At 62.4% G+C, this 19,677-nt stretch carries 19 protein-coding genes; 14 read left to right on the plus strand and 5 right to left on the minus strand.

All coding sequences use genetic code 11. The features are described 5' to 3' along the window. The first annotated feature begins 45 nt into the window (after positions 1–45). Positions 46–285, plus strand: a complete 240-nt coding sequence (locus NCS00_RS29180; RefSeq protein ID WP_250441681.1) for a UDP-glucose 4-epimerase — start codon at positions 46–48, stop codon at positions 283–285. On the opposite strand, the gene NCS00_RS29185 is transcribed toward NCS00_RS29180, so the two are convergent. Together NCS00_RS29185 and NCS00_RS29190 are read right to left on the minus strand one after the other, a co-directional pair. Beyond that, complete coding sequence (locus NCS00_RS29185; RefSeq protein WP_250441683.1) at positions 282–1,889, minus strand: bifunctional aminoglycoside phosphotransferase/ATP-binding protein; 1,608 nt, start codon at positions 1,887–1,889, stop codon at positions 282–284. The genes NCS00_RS29180 and NCS00_RS29185 overlap by 4 nt on opposite strands. A 4-nt stretch (positions 1,890–1,893) precedes the next feature. Continuing rightward, positions 1,894–2,190: a hypothetical protein gene (locus NCS00_RS29190; RefSeq protein ID WP_250441685.1), complete on the minus strand. Its 297-nt coding sequence runs from the start codon at positions 2,188–2,190 to the stop codon at positions 1,894–1,896. A gap of 275 nt (positions 2,191–2,465) precedes the next feature. Here NCS00_RS29190 and NCS00_RS29195 point away from each other — a divergent pair, with 275 nt between their 5' ends. The 7 genes from NCS00_RS29195 (at position 2,466) to NCS00_RS29225 (ending at position 10,967) form a co-directional block, all read left to right on the plus strand. After that, entirely contained in the window at positions 2,466–3,053 is a 588-nt protein-coding gene (locus NCS00_RS29195; protein ID WP_250441687.1) for a lipocalin family protein, read from the plus strand. 221 nt (positions 3,054–3,274) lie between these two features. After that, positions 3,275–3,700: a hypothetical protein gene (locus NCS00_RS29200; protein WP_250441688.1), complete on the plus strand. Its 426-nt coding sequence runs from the start codon at positions 3,275–3,277 to the stop codon at positions 3,698–3,700. Between the two features lie 169 nt (positions 3,701–3,869). Next, on the plus strand, positions 3,870–6,455 hold the full coding sequence (gene mgtA / locus NCS00_RS29205) for a magnesium-translocating P-type ATPase (protein ID WP_284508206.1): 2,586 nt from the start codon (positions 3,870–3,872) through the stop codon (positions 6,453–6,455). Positions 6,456–6,567: 112 nt separating this feature from the next. Beyond that, complete coding sequence (locus tag NCS00_RS29210) at positions 6,568–7,704, plus strand: ABC transporter permease (RefSeq protein ID WP_250441691.1); 1,137 nt, start codon at positions 6,568–6,570, stop codon at positions 7,702–7,704. A 2-nt stretch (positions 7,705–7,706) separates the two neighbouring features. Next, complete coding sequence (locus NCS00_RS29215; RefSeq protein WP_284508207.1) at positions 7,707–8,405, plus strand: ABC transporter ATP-binding protein; 699 nt, start codon at positions 7,707–7,709, stop codon at positions 8,403–8,405. Then, the gene (locus NCS00_RS29220; protein ID WP_250441694.1) at positions 8,402–9,487 is read left to right on the plus strand and encodes an HlyD family secretion protein; all 1,086 of its coding nucleotides are present in this window, start codon (positions 8,402–8,404) and stop codon (positions 9,485–9,487) included. Before NCS00_RS29215 ends, NCS00_RS29220 begins: the two co-directional genes overlap by 4 nt. Further along, entirely contained in the window at positions 9,465–10,967 is a 1,503-nt protein-coding gene (locus NCS00_RS29225) for an efflux transporter outer membrane subunit (protein ID WP_250441697.1), read from the plus strand. Before NCS00_RS29220 ends, NCS00_RS29225 begins: the two co-directional genes overlap by 23 nt. Before the next feature lie 30 nt (positions 10,968–10,997). On the opposite strand, the gene NCS00_RS29230 is transcribed toward NCS00_RS29225, so the two are convergent. Beyond that, complete coding sequence (locus NCS00_RS29230; RefSeq protein WP_250441699.1) at positions 10,998–12,029, minus strand: Acg family FMN-binding oxidoreductase; 1,032 nt, start codon at positions 12,027–12,029, stop codon at positions 10,998–11,000. A gap of 204 nt (positions 12,030–12,233) precedes the next feature. On the opposite strand from NCS00_RS29230, the gene NCS00_RS29235 reads away from it, so the two are divergent. The 5 genes from NCS00_RS29235 to NCS00_RS29255 all read left to right on the plus strand — a co-directional run bounded on the left by NCS00_RS29235 (position 12,234) and on the right by NCS00_RS29255 (position 15,748). Continuing rightward, a complete protein-coding gene (locus NCS00_RS29235) occupies positions 12,234–12,686 on the plus strand; it encodes a hypothetical protein (protein ID WP_250441701.1) in 453 nt (150 codons plus the stop codon). Continuing rightward, positions 12,676–13,422 (plus strand): beta-ketoacyl-ACP reductase, encoded by a 747-nt coding sequence (locus NCS00_RS29240; protein ID WP_250441703.1) that lies wholly within the window; start codon positions 12,676–12,678, stop codon positions 13,420–13,422. The genes NCS00_RS29235 and NCS00_RS29240 overlap by 11 nt, the downstream gene beginning before the upstream one ends. Positions 13,423–13,518: 96 nt before the next feature. Continuing rightward, entirely contained in the window at positions 13,519–14,445 is a 927-nt protein-coding gene (locus NCS00_RS29245) for a universal stress protein (RefSeq protein WP_250441709.1), read from the plus strand. 161 nt (positions 14,446–14,606) lie between these two features. Continuing rightward, on the plus strand, positions 14,607–15,038 hold the full coding sequence (locus NCS00_RS29250; protein ID WP_250441711.1) for an Hsp20/alpha crystallin family protein: 432 nt from the start codon (positions 14,607–14,609) through the stop codon (positions 15,036–15,038). 59 nt (positions 15,039–15,097) lie between these two features. Beyond that, positions 15,098–15,748, plus strand: a complete 651-nt coding sequence (locus NCS00_RS29255) for a BON domain-containing protein (protein WP_250441712.1) — start codon at positions 15,098–15,100, stop codon at positions 15,746–15,748. Between the two features lie 136 nt (positions 15,749–15,884). Here NCS00_RS29255 and NCS00_RS29260 read toward each other — a convergent pair whose 3' ends face one another. Further along, positions 15,885–17,240: an MBL fold metallo-hydrolase RNA specificity domain-containing protein gene (locus tag NCS00_RS29260; protein ID WP_250442067.1), complete on the minus strand. Its 1,356-nt coding sequence runs from the start codon at positions 17,238–17,240 to the stop codon at positions 15,885–15,887. A 181-nt stretch (positions 17,241–17,421) separates the two neighbouring features. Here NCS00_RS29260 and NCS00_RS29265 point away from each other — a divergent pair, with 181 nt between their 5' ends. Further along, positions 17,422–18,420: a universal stress protein gene (locus NCS00_RS29265; RefSeq protein WP_250441716.1), complete on the plus strand. Its 999-nt coding sequence runs from the start codon at positions 17,422–17,424 to the stop codon at positions 18,418–18,420. A gap of 7 nt (positions 18,421–18,427) precedes the next feature. Here the strand turns inward: NCS00_RS29265 and NCS00_RS29270 are convergent, their stop codons facing one another. Next, on the minus strand, positions 18,428–19,675 hold the full coding sequence (locus NCS00_RS29270) for a putative glycoside hydrolase (protein WP_250441723.1): 1,248 nt from the start codon (positions 19,673–19,675) through the stop codon (positions 18,428–18,430). Between the last annotated feature and the right edge of the window lie 2 nt (positions 19,676–19,677).

Genomic DNA, 19,677 nt, shown 5'->3' on the forward strand with positions numbered 1-19,677 from the left:
CCGCGCGCTGCGACGAATTTTTGAATCACTCGAGGGAGAACCGACATGTCGCTCAAGGGATCTATCGACGATAGCGATTGGACCGTCAGTTGCATTACGGAGCAAACGCCAAGAGGCATAGAATGCTCGATCAACGTGGAGCAGCGCAACGTGGACGGCGGACGCTTCATGCACCGGTTCAAGCATGCGCATACGTTCGACAATGAGCGCGAGGCTATCCTCGCAGGACTGCGCGAAGGCATGACCTGGATTCGTCTCAAGACTTCGCATACGATTGGCGTTTAGCTCAAGTCGGCTGTTACTGAGCGATTCTGGTGCCGAATCTGATGTAGTCGAACCTGCAGCGAATGCCAGAATGCGCGCTGCTCGAACGCGTCTAGATCGATGTTCGTCTGAAAAGTCTCCGTGATCCGTTGCTCGTCGCGCTCCAAAGGCTCAGCATGAAGAAGTTGTTGCTTGAGCACGACCACATCCGCATCCGAAGGCCCATCCTGCGAGCAGGCGCGCGAGGCGACGCGCGCGAACAGCACGGAGCGGGGCGCCACGAAATCGAGGATCAGCACGGGCACGCGTAACACGCTCGCGACTTCCATGAAGCGCTCGCGGTGCGCGCGTAGGAGGAACGTCGCATCGACGATGGCGGCCATTCCCGCGTCGAGTACGTTGCAGGTGAGCTCTAGCAAATGCTCGTAATGTCTATCAATGGCGGCGGGGTCGTATGCCTCGGCCGGGAGACGCCCGCCTCGCGGCGGCGCCAACGGTGTCACGCGCTTGCGCTCGATATCGCTAACGATCCGCACAGCGCCAATTAGATGCGCGAGTGCAGCGCTTGCTGCGGACTTCCCGGAGCCGGAATATCCGTGGCATAGTAGGAGATACGCCGATCCACCGCGCGCCGCAATTGACGCTGTGCGCACGTATCGTCGCGCTTCGTCCGCGTGCCGCTTCAAACTTTCCACCAGCGCTCGCACGAGCGCTCGATATACGACATAGAAGCGCCATCCCTGGAGCCCGGCATAGTCGCCCGTCGCGAGCAGCCACGCGCTTAGGGCCCGTGCGCCGAGGTCGTTCCGGCCGTGCGCTTCGAGGTCCATGACAAAGAAGGCCACATCGCTTACCACGTCGATCCATCGCAAGCCCGCGTCGAACTCGATGCAGTCAAAGATCAAAGGCCTCTTGCCCTGCAACACAATGTTCTGCAAATGAAGATCCCCGTGGCATTCGCGCACGAATTCTTGTGCGCGTCGTTGCTCGAAGTGTCTTTCGAGGCGCAGCAACTCCGCCCCGCACCAGTCAGTGAGCTCTTTTGATATGAGCCGCGGCGCGATCGTGCGCAGATCGTTGAGTACCGAGCGGAGCTGACGCGCACAAAAATCGCTTGTCCCATACACGCGGCGCGGCGGTATGCGAGACGCGCATCGATGGAAGCTTGCGATGTCTGTCGCCGTGCGCTCGATGGTGTCGCCGTCCAGCGCGCCGGCGTCGATCAGGCGCGCAAAAATTCGTTTGTTGTCGAAGCGGCGCATCATGACCGCATGTTCGACCGCCACCCCTGCGCCCTTGATTCGAAGCCCGCGTCCGCGCCGCACGATCGGGACGACACGCAGATAGATTCGCGGCGCGAGCCTTCGATTGAGGCGGCACTCGTCCTCGCAGGCGAGAGAGCGTGCCGACGCGCGCGAGAAGTCCACGAATCCGAGATCGACCGGTTTCTTGATCTTGTAGGCGAAGCGGCCCGCCAGATAGACGATCGAGATGTGCGTTTCGATCCGCTCAATGCGTCCGGCCGGATGCGGATAGGTTGCGGGCCGGTGCATGGCCTTGTCCACTGCTCGTAATTGTCGCCGTCCAAAGCGTTGCTCGAGCCGTTTATTCAAGGTTTCGGTCATGACGTTAATGAGAGCGTCTCGGCGGGTCTGGCTGCTCCAGTTCGGTAGCCTTCAGGGCATTGTTGGCGGCATCACGGTCCGCCTTGCGGTTGATGCGTGCGTTGTCAACCTCTTCCTTGTAGCGCGCGTTGGCCTCGGCGATGGCGGTGCGCCGTTCCCGTTTCGACGACTGCTTCGATGCATGGTAATCGGCGTTGGCCTGAGCGTTGGCGTTGCGCCTTGCCACGAACGGGTCGGCCTTTCCCGGTGTGACGATCCGTTGTTCCCCCGATGCGTCCTCGAGCGACGCGGGCTGTGCCATGGCAATCGACGGCCAGCATATGAACGCTAACGAGGCAAGCGCGATTGCTGCCCAAGGCGCGTGGCACATACTAGACGCGTGTGACTTCATTGTTTTTCTCCGCAGGATTCATCCATCGAAGATGACTGTAGCGCGTTGAACAGGTGTTACCGATTGACTCAGGTCAACGCCACGAAAGGGATGGTGCTCTTAGCTCGTTTGATTCACGTCAAGCCGTCCGCCTCAGTTGACGGCAGCATGGGATGACTTAATCGAGAATGTTTTTCGAGGGATGCATGCAGCGAATCTTCTATGCCGTGATAGTCGGCTTGATCGCCCTGGGCGTGTCCGGATGCATTTACGTGCCCGTCAACCGGAACCCGCATGCAGACAACATTCTCGTACCGGTGCCCGTGGACCTGCCTCGCTACATGGGGCGTTGGTACGTGATCGCGAATATGCCGATGGTGGATGAGCGTGATTACGTGGCAAGTTGCGCCGTGTGGACGTTGCGCCCCGATGGACGTGTCGAGGATGCCGTCGTAGGGCGCAAGCACGGCTTCGATCAACCGGAAACAGGCACCACGTTCATCGCGAAGCCTGGGCACGGATCGCAGAATTCGGTTTGGCGGGTGCGTCCCTTGTGGCCGTTCGAGTTTATCGTGCTTACGGTGTACGTTGACCCCGACTATGAGTACACAGTCCGTGCGACCCCGGACAAGGAATTCGCATGGATACTCTCGCGCCATCCCACCATGAGCGAAGAGACATACCAGTCGCTGCTTGCGCGGCTCGATCAAATGGGCTTTGACACGCCGCGCTTCAAAAGAGTGGTGCAATTCCCCGAGCAAATCGGTCAGCCTGGCTTCCACGCGGTGCGCTGAAGCTTGATTGAAGAAGGAGATTCGCACAAAGCGGGTGTAGACTTTTCCTTACACGATCGACCGCCCGCTCACAGCATCTTCCGCCGTTCCTGATCGGCGTTGCCTGCTGGCTCGCCCATACTGCAATCAGACGAGGCGCGCGCATCAGCGCGAATCGGGGCGCAACACCCTCTGTGCTGCGCTTCCGGATCCGGGCGTCCTCGACGGAAGAGGAGTCGAAGATGGCCAGCCAGCGATTTCTGTCGAGACAAGAGATCTTCGACCACGCAGTCGATCATCTGTCCACGCAGCGTAGCGCGGCCCTGTTGCCCCGTGGCGGCGCAGCTTATCGCGGCGGATGCGGCGGATGGCCGATCGGCAGTTTCATCCGGCCGGCCGACTACGCGAGTGTGATCGAAGGCGTGCCGGTGCGCTTTCTCGACCCGGATGTGCCCGGGCGGCCTGACATTATGGAGCTGGGTCTCGCCGTGTTGCGGCGTGCGCTGAGGCGGGCTCGCATCGACGTAGACGATTCGTGCACTGTCGCGCTTCTCAGCTGCCTGCAGAACGTGCATGACGTCTTCGGCGTGTGGGAGTGGCGCGAGAGACTCGTCTCCATCGCCCAACAGTTCCAGCTGACCTGCGCGTTTCTCGCCAAGGCTGCCTGAGCTCCGGTTACGTCGCCTTGATGTGCATCAATCGTAAAGTGCCGATTGATGGGACGCTTGCCGTGGTCGCACACGGTGCGTTTCGTTGCACGCAAACATGCTCGGATTCCCGCAGACATTCAGCTTCCCCAAGCGCTCGGCACATCGATTGAATCAAGGTTCGCCATCAATGCGGGCGGGTGAATCGACTGAGGTGTTGCGCAAGATCGCGCGCCTCGACGGCGACGAGGCGCTCGCGCGCATGTCGAGCGCGGCATCGGGGCTGGAAGCGGCCGAGGCGCTCAAGCGATTGCAAAGACATGGGCCGAACGATGTCGCGCGCGCGAAGCAGCACGGTGTGCTACGTGAACTTGCCGGCCGCTCGGTCAATCCGCTCAATGCCCTTCTTTTGTCGCTCGGGACGGTGTCGCTCTATCTCGGGGAGCAGCGCGCCGCGGCGATGATCGTCGTCATGGTAGTTCTGAGCGTCGGTCTCGGCTTCGTTCAGGAGCATCGCTCCAACCAGGCCGCGGATGCGTTGCGCCGAATGGTTCGCACGACCGCGACCGTTCGCCGTCGCGGTGAAAGCCATACCGACCACATCGAAGTGCCGATCGAGGGAGTCGTGCCAGGCGATATCGTGCTGCTTTCGGCCGGCGACATGGTCCCCGCCGATCTGCGGCTCATCGCAGCCAAGGACCTGTTCGTCAATCAGTCGGCATTGACGGGCGAGTCGATGCCGGTCGAGAAATTTGCTCATGCTGCCGCAATCGATGTGCAAACGACGTTCGATCTTCCGAATATATGCTTTACCGGCACATCGGTGCTGAGCGGAGCCGGCTGCGGCGTCGTGGCGCTGACGGGCCCGCGCACGGCATTCGGGCATGTGGCGGGCATGATCGCCGCGCAGCGCGCGCTCACGAGTTTCGATCGCGGCATCTCGCGCTTCACGTGGATGATGATCGGGCTGATCGCCGTGATGGTCCCGCTCGTGTTCGTGATCAATGGTCTGACGAAGGGCGACTGGTTCGAAGCGTTGCTCTTTGCCGTTGCAGTGGCGGTTGGACTCACGCCTGAAATGTTGCCGATGATCGTAACGGTCAATCTCGCGAAAGGCGCGATCGACATGGCCAAGGCGCGCGTGATCGTCAAGCGTCTTGATTCAATTCAGAACTTTGGCGCGATGGACGTGCTCTGCACCGACAAGACCGGTACGCTTACGCAGGACCGAATCATTCTTAAGCGGCATCTTGACGTTCACGGCGACGAGTCCGACCGCGTGCTCGAATACGCCTATCTGAACAGTCTCTATCAGTCGGGGCTGAAGAACCTGCTCGATGTAGCGGTGCTCCAGCATGTGGAGATGGAGGAGCACCTGAAGATCGGTGGCGGATTCCAAAAAGTCGACGAAATGCCGTTCGACTTCGAGCGGCGGCGCATGTCCGTGGTGCTGGCCCGGGAAAACGGCGAGCGCCTGCTGATCTGCAAGGGGGCGGTGGAAGAAGTGTTTGCCGTTTGCACGCGCTATGCGACCGAAGCCGAGGAGGGCGCGCTCGATGCGGGCCATTTTGCCGATGCGCAGCGCACGACCGCTGCACTCAACGCGGACGGCTTTCGCGTGGTCGCCGTGGCATGCAAGCGCCTGCCCGAAGCGTCGCGCCCTTACACGACGGCAGACGAGCGCGAGCTCACGCTGATGGGCTATATCGCGTTTCTCGATCCGCCAAAAGAAACCTGCGCCGCCGCGCTTGCCGCGCTCGCAGCCAGCGGCGTTCAGGTGAAGATCCTTACTGGCGACAACGACATCGTTACCCGCAAGATCTGTCACGAGGTCGGGATCCGCGCGGATCGCATCGCGCTCGGCCGCGAGCTCGAATCGGCCTCTCCCGAGGCGCTCGAAACGCTTTCGGAAGGCGTCTCGGTATTCGCGAAGGTATCGCCCGCGCAGAAAGCGGCCATCATCGAAGCCTTGCGCCGACGAGGCCACGTGGTGGGCTATCTCGGCGACGGCATCAACGATGGTCCCGCGCTCAAGGCCGCGGACGTGGGCGTATCGGTCGATAGCGCGGTCGATATCGCGAAGGAATCGGCCGATATCATCCTGCTGGAGAAGAGTCTTGCCGTGCTCAACGAGGGCGTGCTGGAAGGCAGAAAGGTATTCGGCAACATCACGAAGTACATCAAGATGGGAGCGAGCTCGAACTTCGGCAACATGTTCAGCGTGCTCGGGGCGAGCGCCCTGCTTCCGTTTCTGCCGATGGCGCCGATTCAGGTGCTCACCAACAATCTACTGTATGACTTTTCGCAGGCCGCCATTCCCACGGACAACGTCGACGAAGACTACCTCGCCATGCCGAGGCGCTGGGACATCGGCACGATCTTCAGGTTCGTCGTGCTGATCGGACCTATCAGCTCCCTGTTCGACTACGCGACCTACTTCATGATGCTGTACGTCTTCCATGCCTGGGACAATGCGCCGTTGTTCCAGACCGGCTGGTTTGTCGAATCCCTGATGAGCCAGACGCTCATCATTCATATCATCCGGACGGCGAAGGTGCCGTTCGTCGAGAGCCGCGCGAGTGCGGCTTTGATCGCGACGAGTCTTTCGGTCGCGGCTTTCGGCATGGTCCTGCCTTATCTTTCGCTGGGTTCGCTGCTCGGCCTCGTGCAATTGCCGGGCAGATACTGGATCGGACTGCTGGCCATTCTCGCGAGCTATGCGCTGTTCACGCACATCCTCAAACGCTGGTTCGTACGCCGGTTCGGCCTGAACTGAACGGACACCGCTTGACCTGCATCAATGAGCCGCGCGCGCTGCCCGTTACGCTGAGTGCTCCGTCAACAAGCGAGCGGAAGTATCCGGTCGAGCCTTCCAGAAAGGGCGCAGCGTGATAGGCATCCTGAAACTGGCGTTCAAGCTGCTCGTCAACGACAGTGCGAAGTTCACGGCGTTGATCGTGGGCATCACTTTCGCGGTCTTCCTGATGGTCGAGATGACCTCGCTCTTTGCAGGCATCCTGAACCGCTCGTCGTCCACCGTCATCAACATCGGAGCCAAGGTCTGGATCATGGACCCTGGCGTGCAGACGATCGCCAGCAGCATCGGCATGCCGGACTATGTACTCGACGCGGTGCGCAGCATTGACGGCGTGAAGTATGCGGTCCCGCTCTATTCCGGCGGAGCGCTCGTGAAATTGCGCAACGGCGCCTATCAGGCCGTTACCGTGATCGGCCTCGACGACACGAGCCTCTTCGGCCGTCCCGCGATGCAGCGCGGAAGGATCGAGGACATCTACGCGGAGAACGGCTTCATCGCGATCAACGACCCGGAGTTCCATAAGCTCGGCAATCCCACGCTGGGCAGCGATTTCGAGCTCAACGATCATCGCGGCGTGATTGTCGGCATCGGGACCGTGACGAGCAGCGGCCTGTTCGGCTCGCCGACGCTTTACACGACCTTCAAGCGCGCCGTCGAGTACATTCCGTCGGCTCGCTTCACCACCTCCTATATCCTCGTCGAGCCGAGGTCCGAAGCGGACATTCCTCATATCAAGGAGGCGGTGCACGCGCTCGGCTACCTTGCTTACACGAAGCGCGAGTTCATGCAGCGCATCGCGGACTTCTACAAGTATGAAACCGGACTCGGCACCAACATCCTGCTGATGACGGCGATCAGCTTCATCGTCGGACTGTCCATCTCCGGTCAGACCTTCTATACGTTCATTCTCGAGAACCTCGAAAGGTTTGGCGCGCTGAAGGCGATCGGCGCGAAGAGTCACGAACTGGTGGCGATGATCCTGTTTCAAGCCACGTTTACCGCATTGACTGGCTATGGACTCGGCGTCGGGCTGTGCGCGGGACTCATCACCCTCGCGCGCATGCGCATTCCCGATTACGCGGCGATCATCTCCTACGGCAATCTGACGCTCGCTTTCGTGATGGTGCTTGTGATCGCGGCGAGTTCGAGCTACCTGGGCGTGCGGCGCGTGCTGCGCATCGAACCCTTCGATGTCTTCCGGGGATAGGCATGCCCGAGATCGCCATCGATGCGCGTGCGGTGTCGAAGTGGTTCGGCGAGGGCGATGCGCGCACGTACGCCGTGCGCGAAGTGTCGATGCAGGCGCGCTTCGGGGAGATGCTCCTCATTGTTGGCCCATCGGGCAGCGGCAAGACGACGCTGCTCAGCGTGATATCCGGCATCCTGAGACCCGACGAGGGCGGAGTAGTGGTGGATGGCGTCGATCTCTGGAAGCAATCGAAGGACGCACTGGCCGATTTCCGCCTCAAACGCATCGGTTTCGTATTTCAGGACTATCACCTCTTCGGTCGGCTCACGACAGTGGAGAACGTGGCCATTCCACTGATCCTCAAGCGGCAGCCGTGGGAGGATGCAACCGCGAAGGCGCTCGACTGTCTGAAGATCGTCGGGCTGGCCAATCGCGCCGATCTCACGCCGGTCAAGTTATCGGGCGGCGAGCAACAGCGCATCGCGATCGCGCGTGCGATCGTGGGGCAGCCCGACATCCTCATTCTCGACGAACCAACCGCATCGCTGGACGGCGACACCGGACGCAACATCATCGAATTCGTGAAGCATCACGTGCTCAATGAGCGTCGCTGCATCGTGATCGTGACGCATGACAGCCGCATTTTCGAGTACGCCGACCGCATCCTCAAGATGGAGGACGGGCGGCTGACTCACATCGAGCAAGGCGGCGCACGATGAAGCGGATCATTCTCTTTCTGCTTGCATTCGCCGGTTTCGCTGCCGGGATGTTCGCGGCGTACGTGTACGGCATTCAGCAGCAGCCGCAGCCGCCGGTCTTCGATCCGGCTTCGAATCCGTATACGCGCGGCGTGTACGCCAACGGTATCGTCGAGAGTGAGCAGAGCGCCGGCGAGAACGTCAACGTTTATCCGGAAGTGTCGGGGCCGGTCATGCAGATCTTCGTGCACGAAGGCCAAGCGGTGCATGCCGGCGATCCGCTCATCGCGATCGACGATACCGTGCAGCGTGCGACGAGCGCGCAGGCGGCGGCCCAGGCGGACGCGGCGCAGGCGTTGCTGGACGAGTTGCGGGCCCAGCCGCGCGCCGAGACGCTGGAAGTATCCAGGGCGCAGGTCGGCGCGGCGACGGCAAGTCTCAAGATGGCGCAGGACCAGTATGAAAAGCAGCGCCGTGCATTCGAGATCGATCCCAAGGCAGTGAGCCGCGACGCGATGGACAACGCCCAGAACGCATGGAAAGTGGCACAGGCCAATCTTGACGTCGCCGCGCGCCAGTACCGGCTGACCCAGGCGGGGGCCTGGACCTACGATATCCGCAATCAGGAGAAGCACGTCGAAGCGCTGCGCCGCGCGCAAGCCGCGGCGGCGGCATTGCTGGACAAATACACCTTGCGCGCGACGGCGGACGGCGTCGTGCTGTCGATCAACGCGGCGCGCGGTGCTTATGTGTCGCCACACGGCGTCTACGAAACCTATACCCAGGGGCAAGCGCCTGTCATCGTGCTCGGCAGTGGCCTGCAACGGCTCGCGGTGCGCTGTTATGTCGACGAGATCTTGATCCACCGGCTGCCCGATCTTCATCGGCTGAAGGCACGCATGTTCGTGCGCGGCACCAGGATCGAGGCGCCGCTCGAATTCATGCGCGTGCAGCCTTACGTGTCGCCCAAGATTCAACTGTCGGATCAGCGTACGGAGCGCGTGGACGTGCGCGTGCTGCCGGTGGTTTTTCGGATCGCGCAGCCTGACGGCGTGCGTCTCTATCCGGGGCAGATGGTCGATGTGTACATCGCAGCGGAATGAACCGTTGAGACCCCTGGGGCCCTTGAGCGCGGCTCGACGTGCCGTTTGCGTCGGCGCGTGCGCGCTTCTGTGCGCACTGCCGGCTTGTACGATGGGCCCAGATTTTCATGAGCCTCCCGCACCGCGCGTCGGGCGCATGGAGCGCGGCGCGCCTGTGGCAGGTGTAATCAACGGCGCGGGCGGGTCGCAGCGATTTTCCGCCGACGCGACGCTTCCGCGCGACTGGTGGACGACATTCGGTTCCTCCGCGATCGACCGGGTCGTGACCGACGCGCTCGTCGCGAATCCCACGCTCGCCAGCGCGCAAGCCGCGTTGCGCCAAAGCGAGGATGACGTGCGCGCCGGCGCCGGCGTGTTCTATCCGCAATTCGACGCATCGATGAGCGCGTCGCGGCAAAAGTATTCGCCGTTGCGCGTGGGCGCCGACGAGCCTCCGATGCTCTTCAATCTCTTCACGTTGTCCGCGCAGGTCAGCTATGCGCTCGACATCTGGGGCGGCGAGCGGCGCGCACTCGAAGCGTTGCGCGCGCGGAGCGACGTGCAGCGTCACGCACTCGCGGCGGCTTATCTGACTCTGAGCGCCAATATCGTCAATACGATGATTGCGTTCGCCGCATATGGCGACGAGATCGCCGCCACGCGCGAAATGATCGGGCTGCTCGACGAGCAGGTGAGCGTCACGCGCAGCCAGGTGACGGCCGGTGTGGCGGCGTACTCCGCCGTGCTGACGCTGGAGAACGAACGCGCGACACTGGAAGCCACGATCCCCGCCCTCATGCAGCGGCGCGAGCAGGCGGGCAATCTGCTCGCGGTGCTCTCGGGCAGCTTGCCCTCGCAATGGGACGCGCCCGATCTGTCGCTGCGGAACATCGCCATGCCCGCGCAGTTGCCGCGCGCGGTGTCCTCGGAGGTCGTGCGGCAACGGCCCGATATCCGGCAGGCCGAAGCCGCGCTGCATGTCGCGAGTGCGAATATCGGCGTCGCGACAGCGAATCTGGTTCCAGGCGTGACGCTCACTGCGAGCGGCGGATACGGCAACCGCTCGATGGGTGCGCTCTTGAGCCAGAACGGACAGGCGTGGTCGGTAGCGGCGGACGTCACAGCGCCGCTCTTTCACGGCGGCACGCTCTGGTTCCAGCGCCGCGCGGCGGTCGATGCTTACGACCAGGCGCGTGCGGCATACGAGCAGGTCGTGCTGGCGGCCTTCGAACAAGTCGCCGATACGCTGCGCGCGCTGGAAAACGACGCGCTTGCGCTCGATGCCGATGCGCGTGCCCTGGCGACATCGGACGAGGCGTTGCGGCTCCTGCAGGCGGACTACGAAGCCGGCACGGTCGGCTACCTGTCGATTCTCGCGGCCGACGGCCAGCGTCATCAGGCCCGTATTGCCTGGCTGCAGGGGATCGCGCAGCGTTTGCAGGACACAGTAGCGCTTTTTGCGGCGCTCGGTGGCGGCTGGTACGGGGAAGAGGCGCGTTGAGCTTGGCACGCGACTTCGAACTTCGATCCCTCAAAGGACGACCATGTCCGACATCGCGCGCCGCGGCGTGTGCGGAGACTTCGGGCCCCGGCCGATGCGCAACAGCAATTGAGGCAGCGTCGTCGTGCCGGTTTCGCGCCGCAGCACGTCACGAAGCGCGTCGATTTCAATCGGCTGATTCAGATACGAGACGCAGAGTCCAAGTCTGACCGCCGTGAGCAGCACGCGCTCGAGCGCTTGCCCGGCAGCGAGCCACGCCGCAGGATTGTCTTCGCCGGTGCCGATACACAGCAGCATCGGGGAATGTTCCACCAGGCGGCGATGGGCGGCTGCGGCGCCCGATCCGAGATCGAACGTACGCACCACGGACGATGCAATCGGCGATGCGAAATCGAGCAGGGCGCTCACGCCCGCTGCGTAGGCAGGCATGCCGTCCTTGCGTCTGCTCGCGTGAATCCAGCTTGCGAGTTCGCGACGAAAGCGCGGATCGCGGAATTGCTCGCGATCCGCCTGGGCGACGAGTTCGGCGATGCTTTCGCGCGTCGCGGCCCACGCGATGGACTGCGCATCCACACCTTCGGCGATGGCAGCCTGCACCAGTTCATCCTGCACATTCATCGGCACCGGCTCGATGTCGAACGCTTCGCGCGTCGTGACGCGCTCCGTCATGGCGTCGAAGAGCGACGCGAGGCTCGCATCACGCGTGCCCTGGAAGACACGCACCTGCGCGAGAACGTCCGGATCGAGGTGATCGGGCAACAAGGTGATCGCGTAGCCGAGGCCGAGGTGCTGCAACGCGACCCGCAAGTTGAAGAGCGCCGCGCCGCATCCGATGATGAGCTCCCGATCGTATGGATCGACGACGGGCAGCGCGCGCGTGCGATCGGCGCACAGAAATACGCTCGTCCCGTCGACGATGAAGCGCCATGGCTGCGCATTGTGATTCGACGGCGCAAGCACCGCGTAATGGAGCGCGAAACGCAGTTTCGCGGCGTCGTCCGCAAGCGGAGCAAGGTCGGTCTCTTTGATGCTCCAGGGATCGTTTGAGACGTTTGAAAGCATGACGTGCCTCGGATGATGACGTTGGATAGGTCTTCCCTAGCTTGAGCCGACTTCATTCACCGCGATTGATTCACGTCAACGGCAGGCGGACCGAGGAACTCCCTGCGCCGTTGATTTGGATCAACGGTGCAGGGTCGTCTGAGAATAGAGTCGGGGCGTACGCACAGCGCCTGTCGCGCCGGGCACGGCAAAGGGGAGGGTGTCATGCAGTTAAAGCCGGAACAGCCGTTCGACGTTCCCCGTGAGAACCTGCGACTCGGCCTGCGTTGGCTGCAGCTCGCCAACGACTGGCGCAGGCACCTGTGCGCGATCCAAATGCGAAAGATCGAGCTCGACGCTCGCACGGTGTCGCGGGAACGGGACGCCATTGCCGCGTGTAACGACTGGAACGAGGTCGCGTCATCGACTCAGACGATCATGCGCGATTACGTCGCGCAGATGATGTCACTCGCGCAGGAATCCATCGGCCTCGAATTGTCGGGAGAAGACGCAGTGACCCAAGTGCTTTCCAAGAGCCTGATGGACTGGCAACAGGCGTGGCTCAGACAAGCGAGTCGGCTCGTGGGAGCGGGAAACATAGCGGAGTTAATGCCGCTGGCAGTCGTGCGCGGCGACGAGCCTGAGGCGCGCGCAAAAGGAGATCAGCATGTCGCATGAGCGTACCGCGCTGGTCACGGGCGGCATGGGCGGTTTGGGCGCGGCGATCGCGCGAGCGCTGCATGACAAGGGCTATCGTGTCGCGGTCACCTGTTCGCCGCGCAATGACCATGTTCAAGCGTGGCTCGGAAACGAGTGGGAGAACGGTCGTGAATTCGGCGCCTTTGAAGTCGACGTCGCCGACTTCGACGCGTGCGCGCGCTGTGCGAACCAGGTGATCGCGGCGTTCGGCGCGATCGACTGCCTCGTGAATAACGCTGGCATCACGCGCGATGCGCGCTTCGTCAAGATGACCAAGGCCGACTGGGACGCGGTCATGCGCACCGATCTCGATGCGCTCTTTAACATGACCCAGCCGTTCATCGGTGCGATGGTCGAACGCGGCTTCGGACGAATCGTGAATATTGGTTCGGTCAACGGGTCGCGCGGGGCATTCGGACAGGCGAACTACGCGGCCGCCAAGGCGGGCCTTCACGGTTTTACCAAGGCGCTGGCGCTCGAAGTGGCGAAGGCAGGCGTGACGGTGAATACCGTCTCGCCTGGTTATCTCGCGACCGCCATGATCCAGGCCGTTCCCGAGGAGGTCATGCGCACGAAGGTCCTGCCGCAGATTCCGGTTGGCCGGCTCGGCCGCCCGGAGGAGGTTGCGGCGCTCGTGGCATTTCTTTGCACCGAGGAGGCCGCGTTCATTACCGGCGCAGATCTCGCGGTCAACGGGGGCATGCACATGCATTAAGGCCGCGGCGTGGCCTTCACTATCATCGTGGGCATAGAGGATCGTATGAGCAACACACCAACTTCGCGCAAGCCACGTGCGTCCTTCGGACGCGTCATGCTATGCATCGATTCGACCGAAGACTGGGCCGATGCCGCCGCGCTGATCGTCTCACTCGCCGACGCGGACACGAAAGTGCGCATTGTCGGATTGCTCGAAAACGCGCGCGCGATGATTCCGCACGCGCCGCTCGCGTTCTTCAATCTGAGCGCCGCACATGCGCACTTGCAGCGCGGCGTCGAGGCCAGCGTGAGCCGCGGGCTGGCCTGCCTGAAGAACGCGGGCATCGACGTCGACGTGCATATCGCCGATCTGTTCGAGGGCGGGGGCGATGCGGCTCACGCGCTCACAAATGCCGCGCAGTCGTGGCGAGCGGACCTCGTGGTGCTCGGCGCACGCCAGCACCTTTCCATCCTACAGTGGACCGAGCGCGCGGCGCGAGAGGCGCCGGGCACGGCCCATTGCTCGATGCTGGTGCTGCCTGAGAAGCACCCACGCAATCTAATCACGCGCCCCAGCCGACTTCTGTGCGCTGTCGACGGTAGCCCCGGTTCGTTGGAGTCGTTGCGAGCAGGGTTCAGGATTGCCGAGCCTGGGGCGCTCGTGAAAGCGATTTACGTGGTGGATCGATCGGTGAGAGGAACGGACACCGCGTCACGCGCGTCGCTTCAGGAAGCGTTTCGTGACGAAGGGCAGTTGGCATTGGCCAAGGCGCGCAGCATTTTTTCGCAGTGCTGGAGCGCGCAAGACTTCACGTTCGACGCGGCGCTTGTGCCCACCGAGGAGGTCGGGGACGATGTCGCGCATGCGATCGTCCGGGAAGCTGCGCGCTGGAAAGCCGATGCGATCCTCATGGGCACCCACGGGCAGCGCGGCGTTGCGCGGTGGATGCTCGGCACCGTGTCCGGGCGCGTGACCCAACTGACGGAAGTGCCGGTTCTGCTGTCGCGTCGTCGGCCGCTCGAAGCCATTCAGAACGCATGATCGTCGCCCCTTGCCCAACTTTGCTTGACTCAGGTCAATCGGGTCAAGGGCAAGAAAGTTACAGTGGTCCGGTACTCCATCAACGATGTGGAGTCCAAACACGGGCCGATCGTCAGCGACCGGTCGTCTCATTTTTCAGCTGTGCTCTCAAGGAGATTGTCATGAGCAATCTGACCCGTTTCGATCCCTTTTCCATCGAACCCGTATCCGAGATGTTCCAGGGACTATTCCGCCCACTACGCGGTCTCTCGCTCGAGGAGTCGCCCCTGGGCCAGGTCAAGATCGACGTGAGCGAAACGGACGCGTCCTATCAAGTGAAGGCCGAACTGCCCGGCGTCGAGAAGAAGGACATCGACGTCAAACTCGACCGTAGTACTGTGTCGATCCATGCCAAGTCCGAGCGCAATAAGGAAGTGAAGGAAGGCGAGCGCGTGATTCGCCGTGAGCGCTATGCCGGCGAAGTGAGCCGCACCTTCTCACTGGGCAGCGAGATCGATGAAGCCGGCGCGAGTGCACTGTATCAGGATGGCATCCTGACGCTGACGCTGCCAAAGAAGGCACCCGCGGACCAAAAGCGTCTGCAAATCAACTGACGTCTAGGGCAGGCGCGCGGCCTTCGCGCGCCAGTGATCGAAGCATGGAGGTGCGACTCATGAAAGAGGACTGGAAGATCAAGCAGGACGTGGAAGAAGAGCTCGAATGGACGCCGGGAGTGGTCGCGACCCACATTGGCGTAGAGGTCGCGAACGGCATCATCACGCTATCGGGGCATCCTGCGAGCTACGCCGAGAAGCTCGCGGCAGAGGACGCCGCACGTCGCGTGGCCGGCGTGCGCGCGGTGGTGGTCGAGATGGAGGTCCGGCTGCCTCATCACGAGGTGCGAAATGACGCGGACATCGCAGGCGCGGTCGACACCTTGCTGCGCTGGACAGCGGGGCTGCCCGCGGGCGCGGTATCGGTGCAAGTAGAAAAGGGCCATGTCACATTGCGTGGAGATGTCGATTGGGCGTACCAAAGCCATCTCCTTACCCGTGGAATAGCCCATATGCGAGGGGTAACCGGCGTAACGAATGTGATTTGTGTGCGCGCGGACCGTGCCGCCGCAGATATTGGCGAAGCGATCTCTCGCGCGCTCAAACGTCATGCCGAGCGCGAGGCCAAACACATCAACATCAAGGTGGAAGACGGGACCGTGACGCTCACCGGCAAGGTCGACAGCGCGTCAGAGCGCGATGCTGCCCGGGGTGCGGCGTGGGCGACGCGCGGCGTGACAGCAGTGGTCGACAACCTTGAGTTCACTTGATAAGGCCGGAGCTTCGAATGGCGAGCGAGTTCCGCGTGCAAGGCGCGCAAACGAGAAGAGCGGCGCGGAACATCGGAGGAAATTCACCAGATTCGGCCGGTTTCGTAACCGGAGACGACCCGCCACGGCGACAGTCTCACAACTCCGTGCTCTGCTTGTAGACTGGTACCGAGCAGGACCAGTGCAGCGTCTCTTCGATCCGGCGCCTGAGCGCGTCTGCCGCAGTTGGTTCGCCATGTGTAATGAAGGTGCGGCTCGGCGCCTCGGGCATGCCGCGCAACCAGTCCAGCAATTCGGCATAGTCGGCATGGGCCGACATCGAGTCAAGGGAGGCGACGCGCGCACGAACCGGAACATATTCGCCGAAGATCTTGATCGTGGGCGCATTTGCCGCGAGGGCAGCGCCACGTGTCCCAGCCGCCTGATAGCCAACGAGCAGGATCGTGTTGCGGTCATCCGGGGCGAAGACCTTGAGATGATGCAGAACGCGGCCTCCCGTCGCCATGCCGCTGCCGGCAACGACGACCATGGGCCCCTTGCGCGCGCAGACGGCTTTCGACTCGTCCACGCTGCGCACGATCGTGGCGACGTGCTCGATCGCCTCCAGTTGCGAACGCGTAAGACGGTGGTCGCTGGCGTGGCGAACGTAGGTCTCCGTCACGTTTGTGGCCATGGGGCTGTCCAGGAACACCGGCACGCGCGCAATGCGACCGGTTTCCCGGAGTGAAGCGATGAAATGAAGGAGCATCTGCGCACGTCCAACCGCGAAGCAAGGAATGATCACCACGCCCGCACGGCGGAACGTATCGGCGAACACGGCAGCGATTTCATCCAGCGGGTCGACCGTCGCATGAAGACGGTCTCCATAGGTCGACTCGACGACGAGCACATCCGCGCGCGGAGGAGCTTGAGGCGCGCGCATGAGCGGATCGCAAGGCCGGCCGATGTCGCCCGAAAAGAGCAGCGTCTGGCCGCCGATCCGCAACTCGACACTCGCCGCGCCAAGAATATGTCCAGCGGGCAGGAGCCGAAATGCCGCGTTGGGGCCAAGCTCTGTCGTCACGTTGAAGGCACGCGGCACGAGCAGCCGGAGCGCGTCCTGCGCATTCTTGAGCGTGTAGAGCGGCAAAGCAGGGTGGTGCTTGGAGAACCCATGGCGCGTCGCGAATGACGCTTCCTCTTCCTGAAGCTTCGCGCTGTCGAGCAGCAGAATTTCGCACAGATCGCTGGTGCCGGGCGTGCAGTAGACGGGTCCGCGGTATCCCGCGCGTGCGAGCACGGGCAGATAGCCCGAATGGTCGAGATGGGCGTGCGTGAGGATGATCGCGTTTAGCGAATCGACCGGGAACGCTGGGCTTGCCCAATTCAGCAGACGAAGGTTCTTTGTGCCCTGAAACAGGCCGCAGTCGACGAGGATGCGCTTACCCTCATGCTCCAGCAAGTATTTGGAGCCAGTGACTGTTTCGGCCGCGCCAAGAAACGTGAGTCGCACGATATCTCCGAAGGGTTTCATGAGCGTGAAAGTACTCGCGTTGAGCTGATCGGATTTGACTCCGATCAAATTCCCGCATCGAGCCGAATGTGCCGGCTTGATTGATCTGAGTCATGGGCTCCAAAAGGGCCGAACGTTAGGCTAGCGTGATGGATCTGCGCAGAGCGCGACGGGAGGAGCCATGGAAACCGATACAGACGTGCTGCCGCAGATAAGCGGCTTCAGACGCATCGTGTTATGCGTCGATTCTTCCGACGCATCGCACTGCGCCGCCAGGTTTGCCCGGCGATTCGCGCAGCACGGCGTCGAACTGACCATCGCCGCTGTGGCGCTGGATCCGCGGCCGCTCGCGCCGCACGCGGCGCTCTCGGGTCTGGATCTGAGCGTTGCGCGTAGGGAATTGCTGGACGACGCGCAACGCGCGATCACCGAGTCCAGCAGTGCGCTTGCAAACACGGCTGCCGCCGTGCGGGGGCACGTGATCGATCTTGCCAAAGAAAAGGGCGATGTCGCGCATGCGCTCGCCGGGATGGCCAAAGCCGCTCACGCAGACCTGATGATTCTTGGCACCCGGCAGCATCATGGCCTGGTGAGGTGGCTCGATCCGTCCGTGACAGACAGGCTCAGCCAGCTCGCGCCCTGTGCGATGGTCGTCGTACCGGACGGATACGAAAGTCCGCGCGAGCCGGGCTTTCAGCGCATTTTGTTTGCGGTCGACGGCAGTCCGATGTCGTGTGCTGCCGTGGGCATAGGTGCTTTGCTTGCAACGCCCGAGACAGCGATACGCGTGGTCTATGTCGTCGATCGCGCGGTGCGCTACAGCGATTTTGTGCCGATGACGCTGCTCGAAGACGCCTTTGTCAAGGAAGGCGAGTTGGCCATTTCAGAGGCGGCGCAGCGCCTCGAATCACTGCGCAATGTGACGCGGGCCCGTGTTTCGGCCAATCTTGTCAGCACCGACATCAGCGCAGACGATGTCTCGCATGCGCTGCTGCGCGACGCCGAACGCTGGAATGCCGATCTTATAGTGATGGGCACGCACGGCAGGCGTGGCGTGGCGCGCGCGTTCTTCGGCAGTGTGGCCAACCGGGTAGCCAGCCTCGCCAAGATTCCCTTGATGCTGGTGCGCGACCAGCATGAAGAAATCACGCCGAGCGCCGAGTCGAAGAGCGGGCGTTGAAGAATGTTCAGCGGGGCAATTCGGCCGGGTCGTAACGGTTTCTCGGGTTCCAGAGCATCCACCCGTCCGTGTCGGCCGCCTCGGCGGCCTGAACCTGCGCACGGATGGCCTGCGCGCCGAATTCCCGATGATCGAAGGCGTAGTCGCGAAACGCCTGAAGCCAGGGTCGGAATCGCACGCCCGGTAACCCGGTTCGTTGCTTGGCCTCCGCGAGCGAGCGTCTGACAATCTGCGCCGGATCGGCAACAGGGTTCACGCAACCGGGCAGGCCCCAGGTAAATCCCGAAGGGTAGAGCATCGGTGAGATGTAGTCGACGGATTGCCCGAGCGTGTTGATCTCCTGGCCGATTGAGGTGTCGTCCAGATTCCAGCAGACATAGCCGAAGATGTCGGCGGACACGAAGACGTTATAAGGGGTGAGCCGCTCGCGCGCAGCACTCAGAAACCCGACGATCGCAGCAGTACGGTTCGATCGTGAGTTCGATTGCGCAAACCGTAAGCCGCTGGCATCCGGGAAGCGCACGTAGTCGAACTGGATTTCATCGAAGCCGAGCCGTGCGGCCTCTTCCGCAATGTCCAGATTGTGCCGCCATACGTCGTGCGAGAACGGGTCAGTCCATTGCAGTCCTTCTCGGTCGCGCCAGGGTCTGCCAGATGCATCTCGTACGGCCCAGTTAGGATGAGCATCGGCGAGTGGGTCATCCTTGAAGACCACAATGCGTGCGATCAGGTATAGACCGGTACCCCGAAGTTCAGCGAGTCGCGCGGAAAAACGCTTGAAGTCGGGCAGATGCACCATCGCGCGCGACGTCGCGCCGATCGCCTCTCGCGCGGCACTGCGGTAGGGCGACAAGCCGCGATCGTCCTTTACATCGATGACCAATGCATTGATGACGGTGCTGCGAGCGAGTGCCAGGGCCGGTCTGCGTAGGGATTCGCTGTTGATACCATACGCGGAAAGGTAGACGGCTTTCGGACGGAATGGCGCGAGCGCCAGCGTGACCGGACCGTTGCCGCTGGCCTCGGCGTCGGCGCGACGATATCCGGGCGCGCGAGCAGAGATCCGAGTCGATGAGCTATGGAGCGCAAAGTCGCCATTCACGTCGCTGAGCGACGACTCATTTGACGCCACCACGGTCGCGCCTGCAATCGGTGCGTGCGTACGTGCGTCGATGACGTTGCCAGTGAGCGCCCACGCGAAACCACCGGAGCTGATTGCCACGAATCCCGATATCGAAACGAGCAACGTGCTCATGC

Source organism: Caballeronia sp. AZ1_KS37, assembly GCF_023631165.1.
Taxonomy (GTDB): Bacteria; Pseudomonadota; Gammaproteobacteria; order Burkholderiales; family Burkholderiaceae; genus Caballeronia; species Caballeronia zhejiangensis.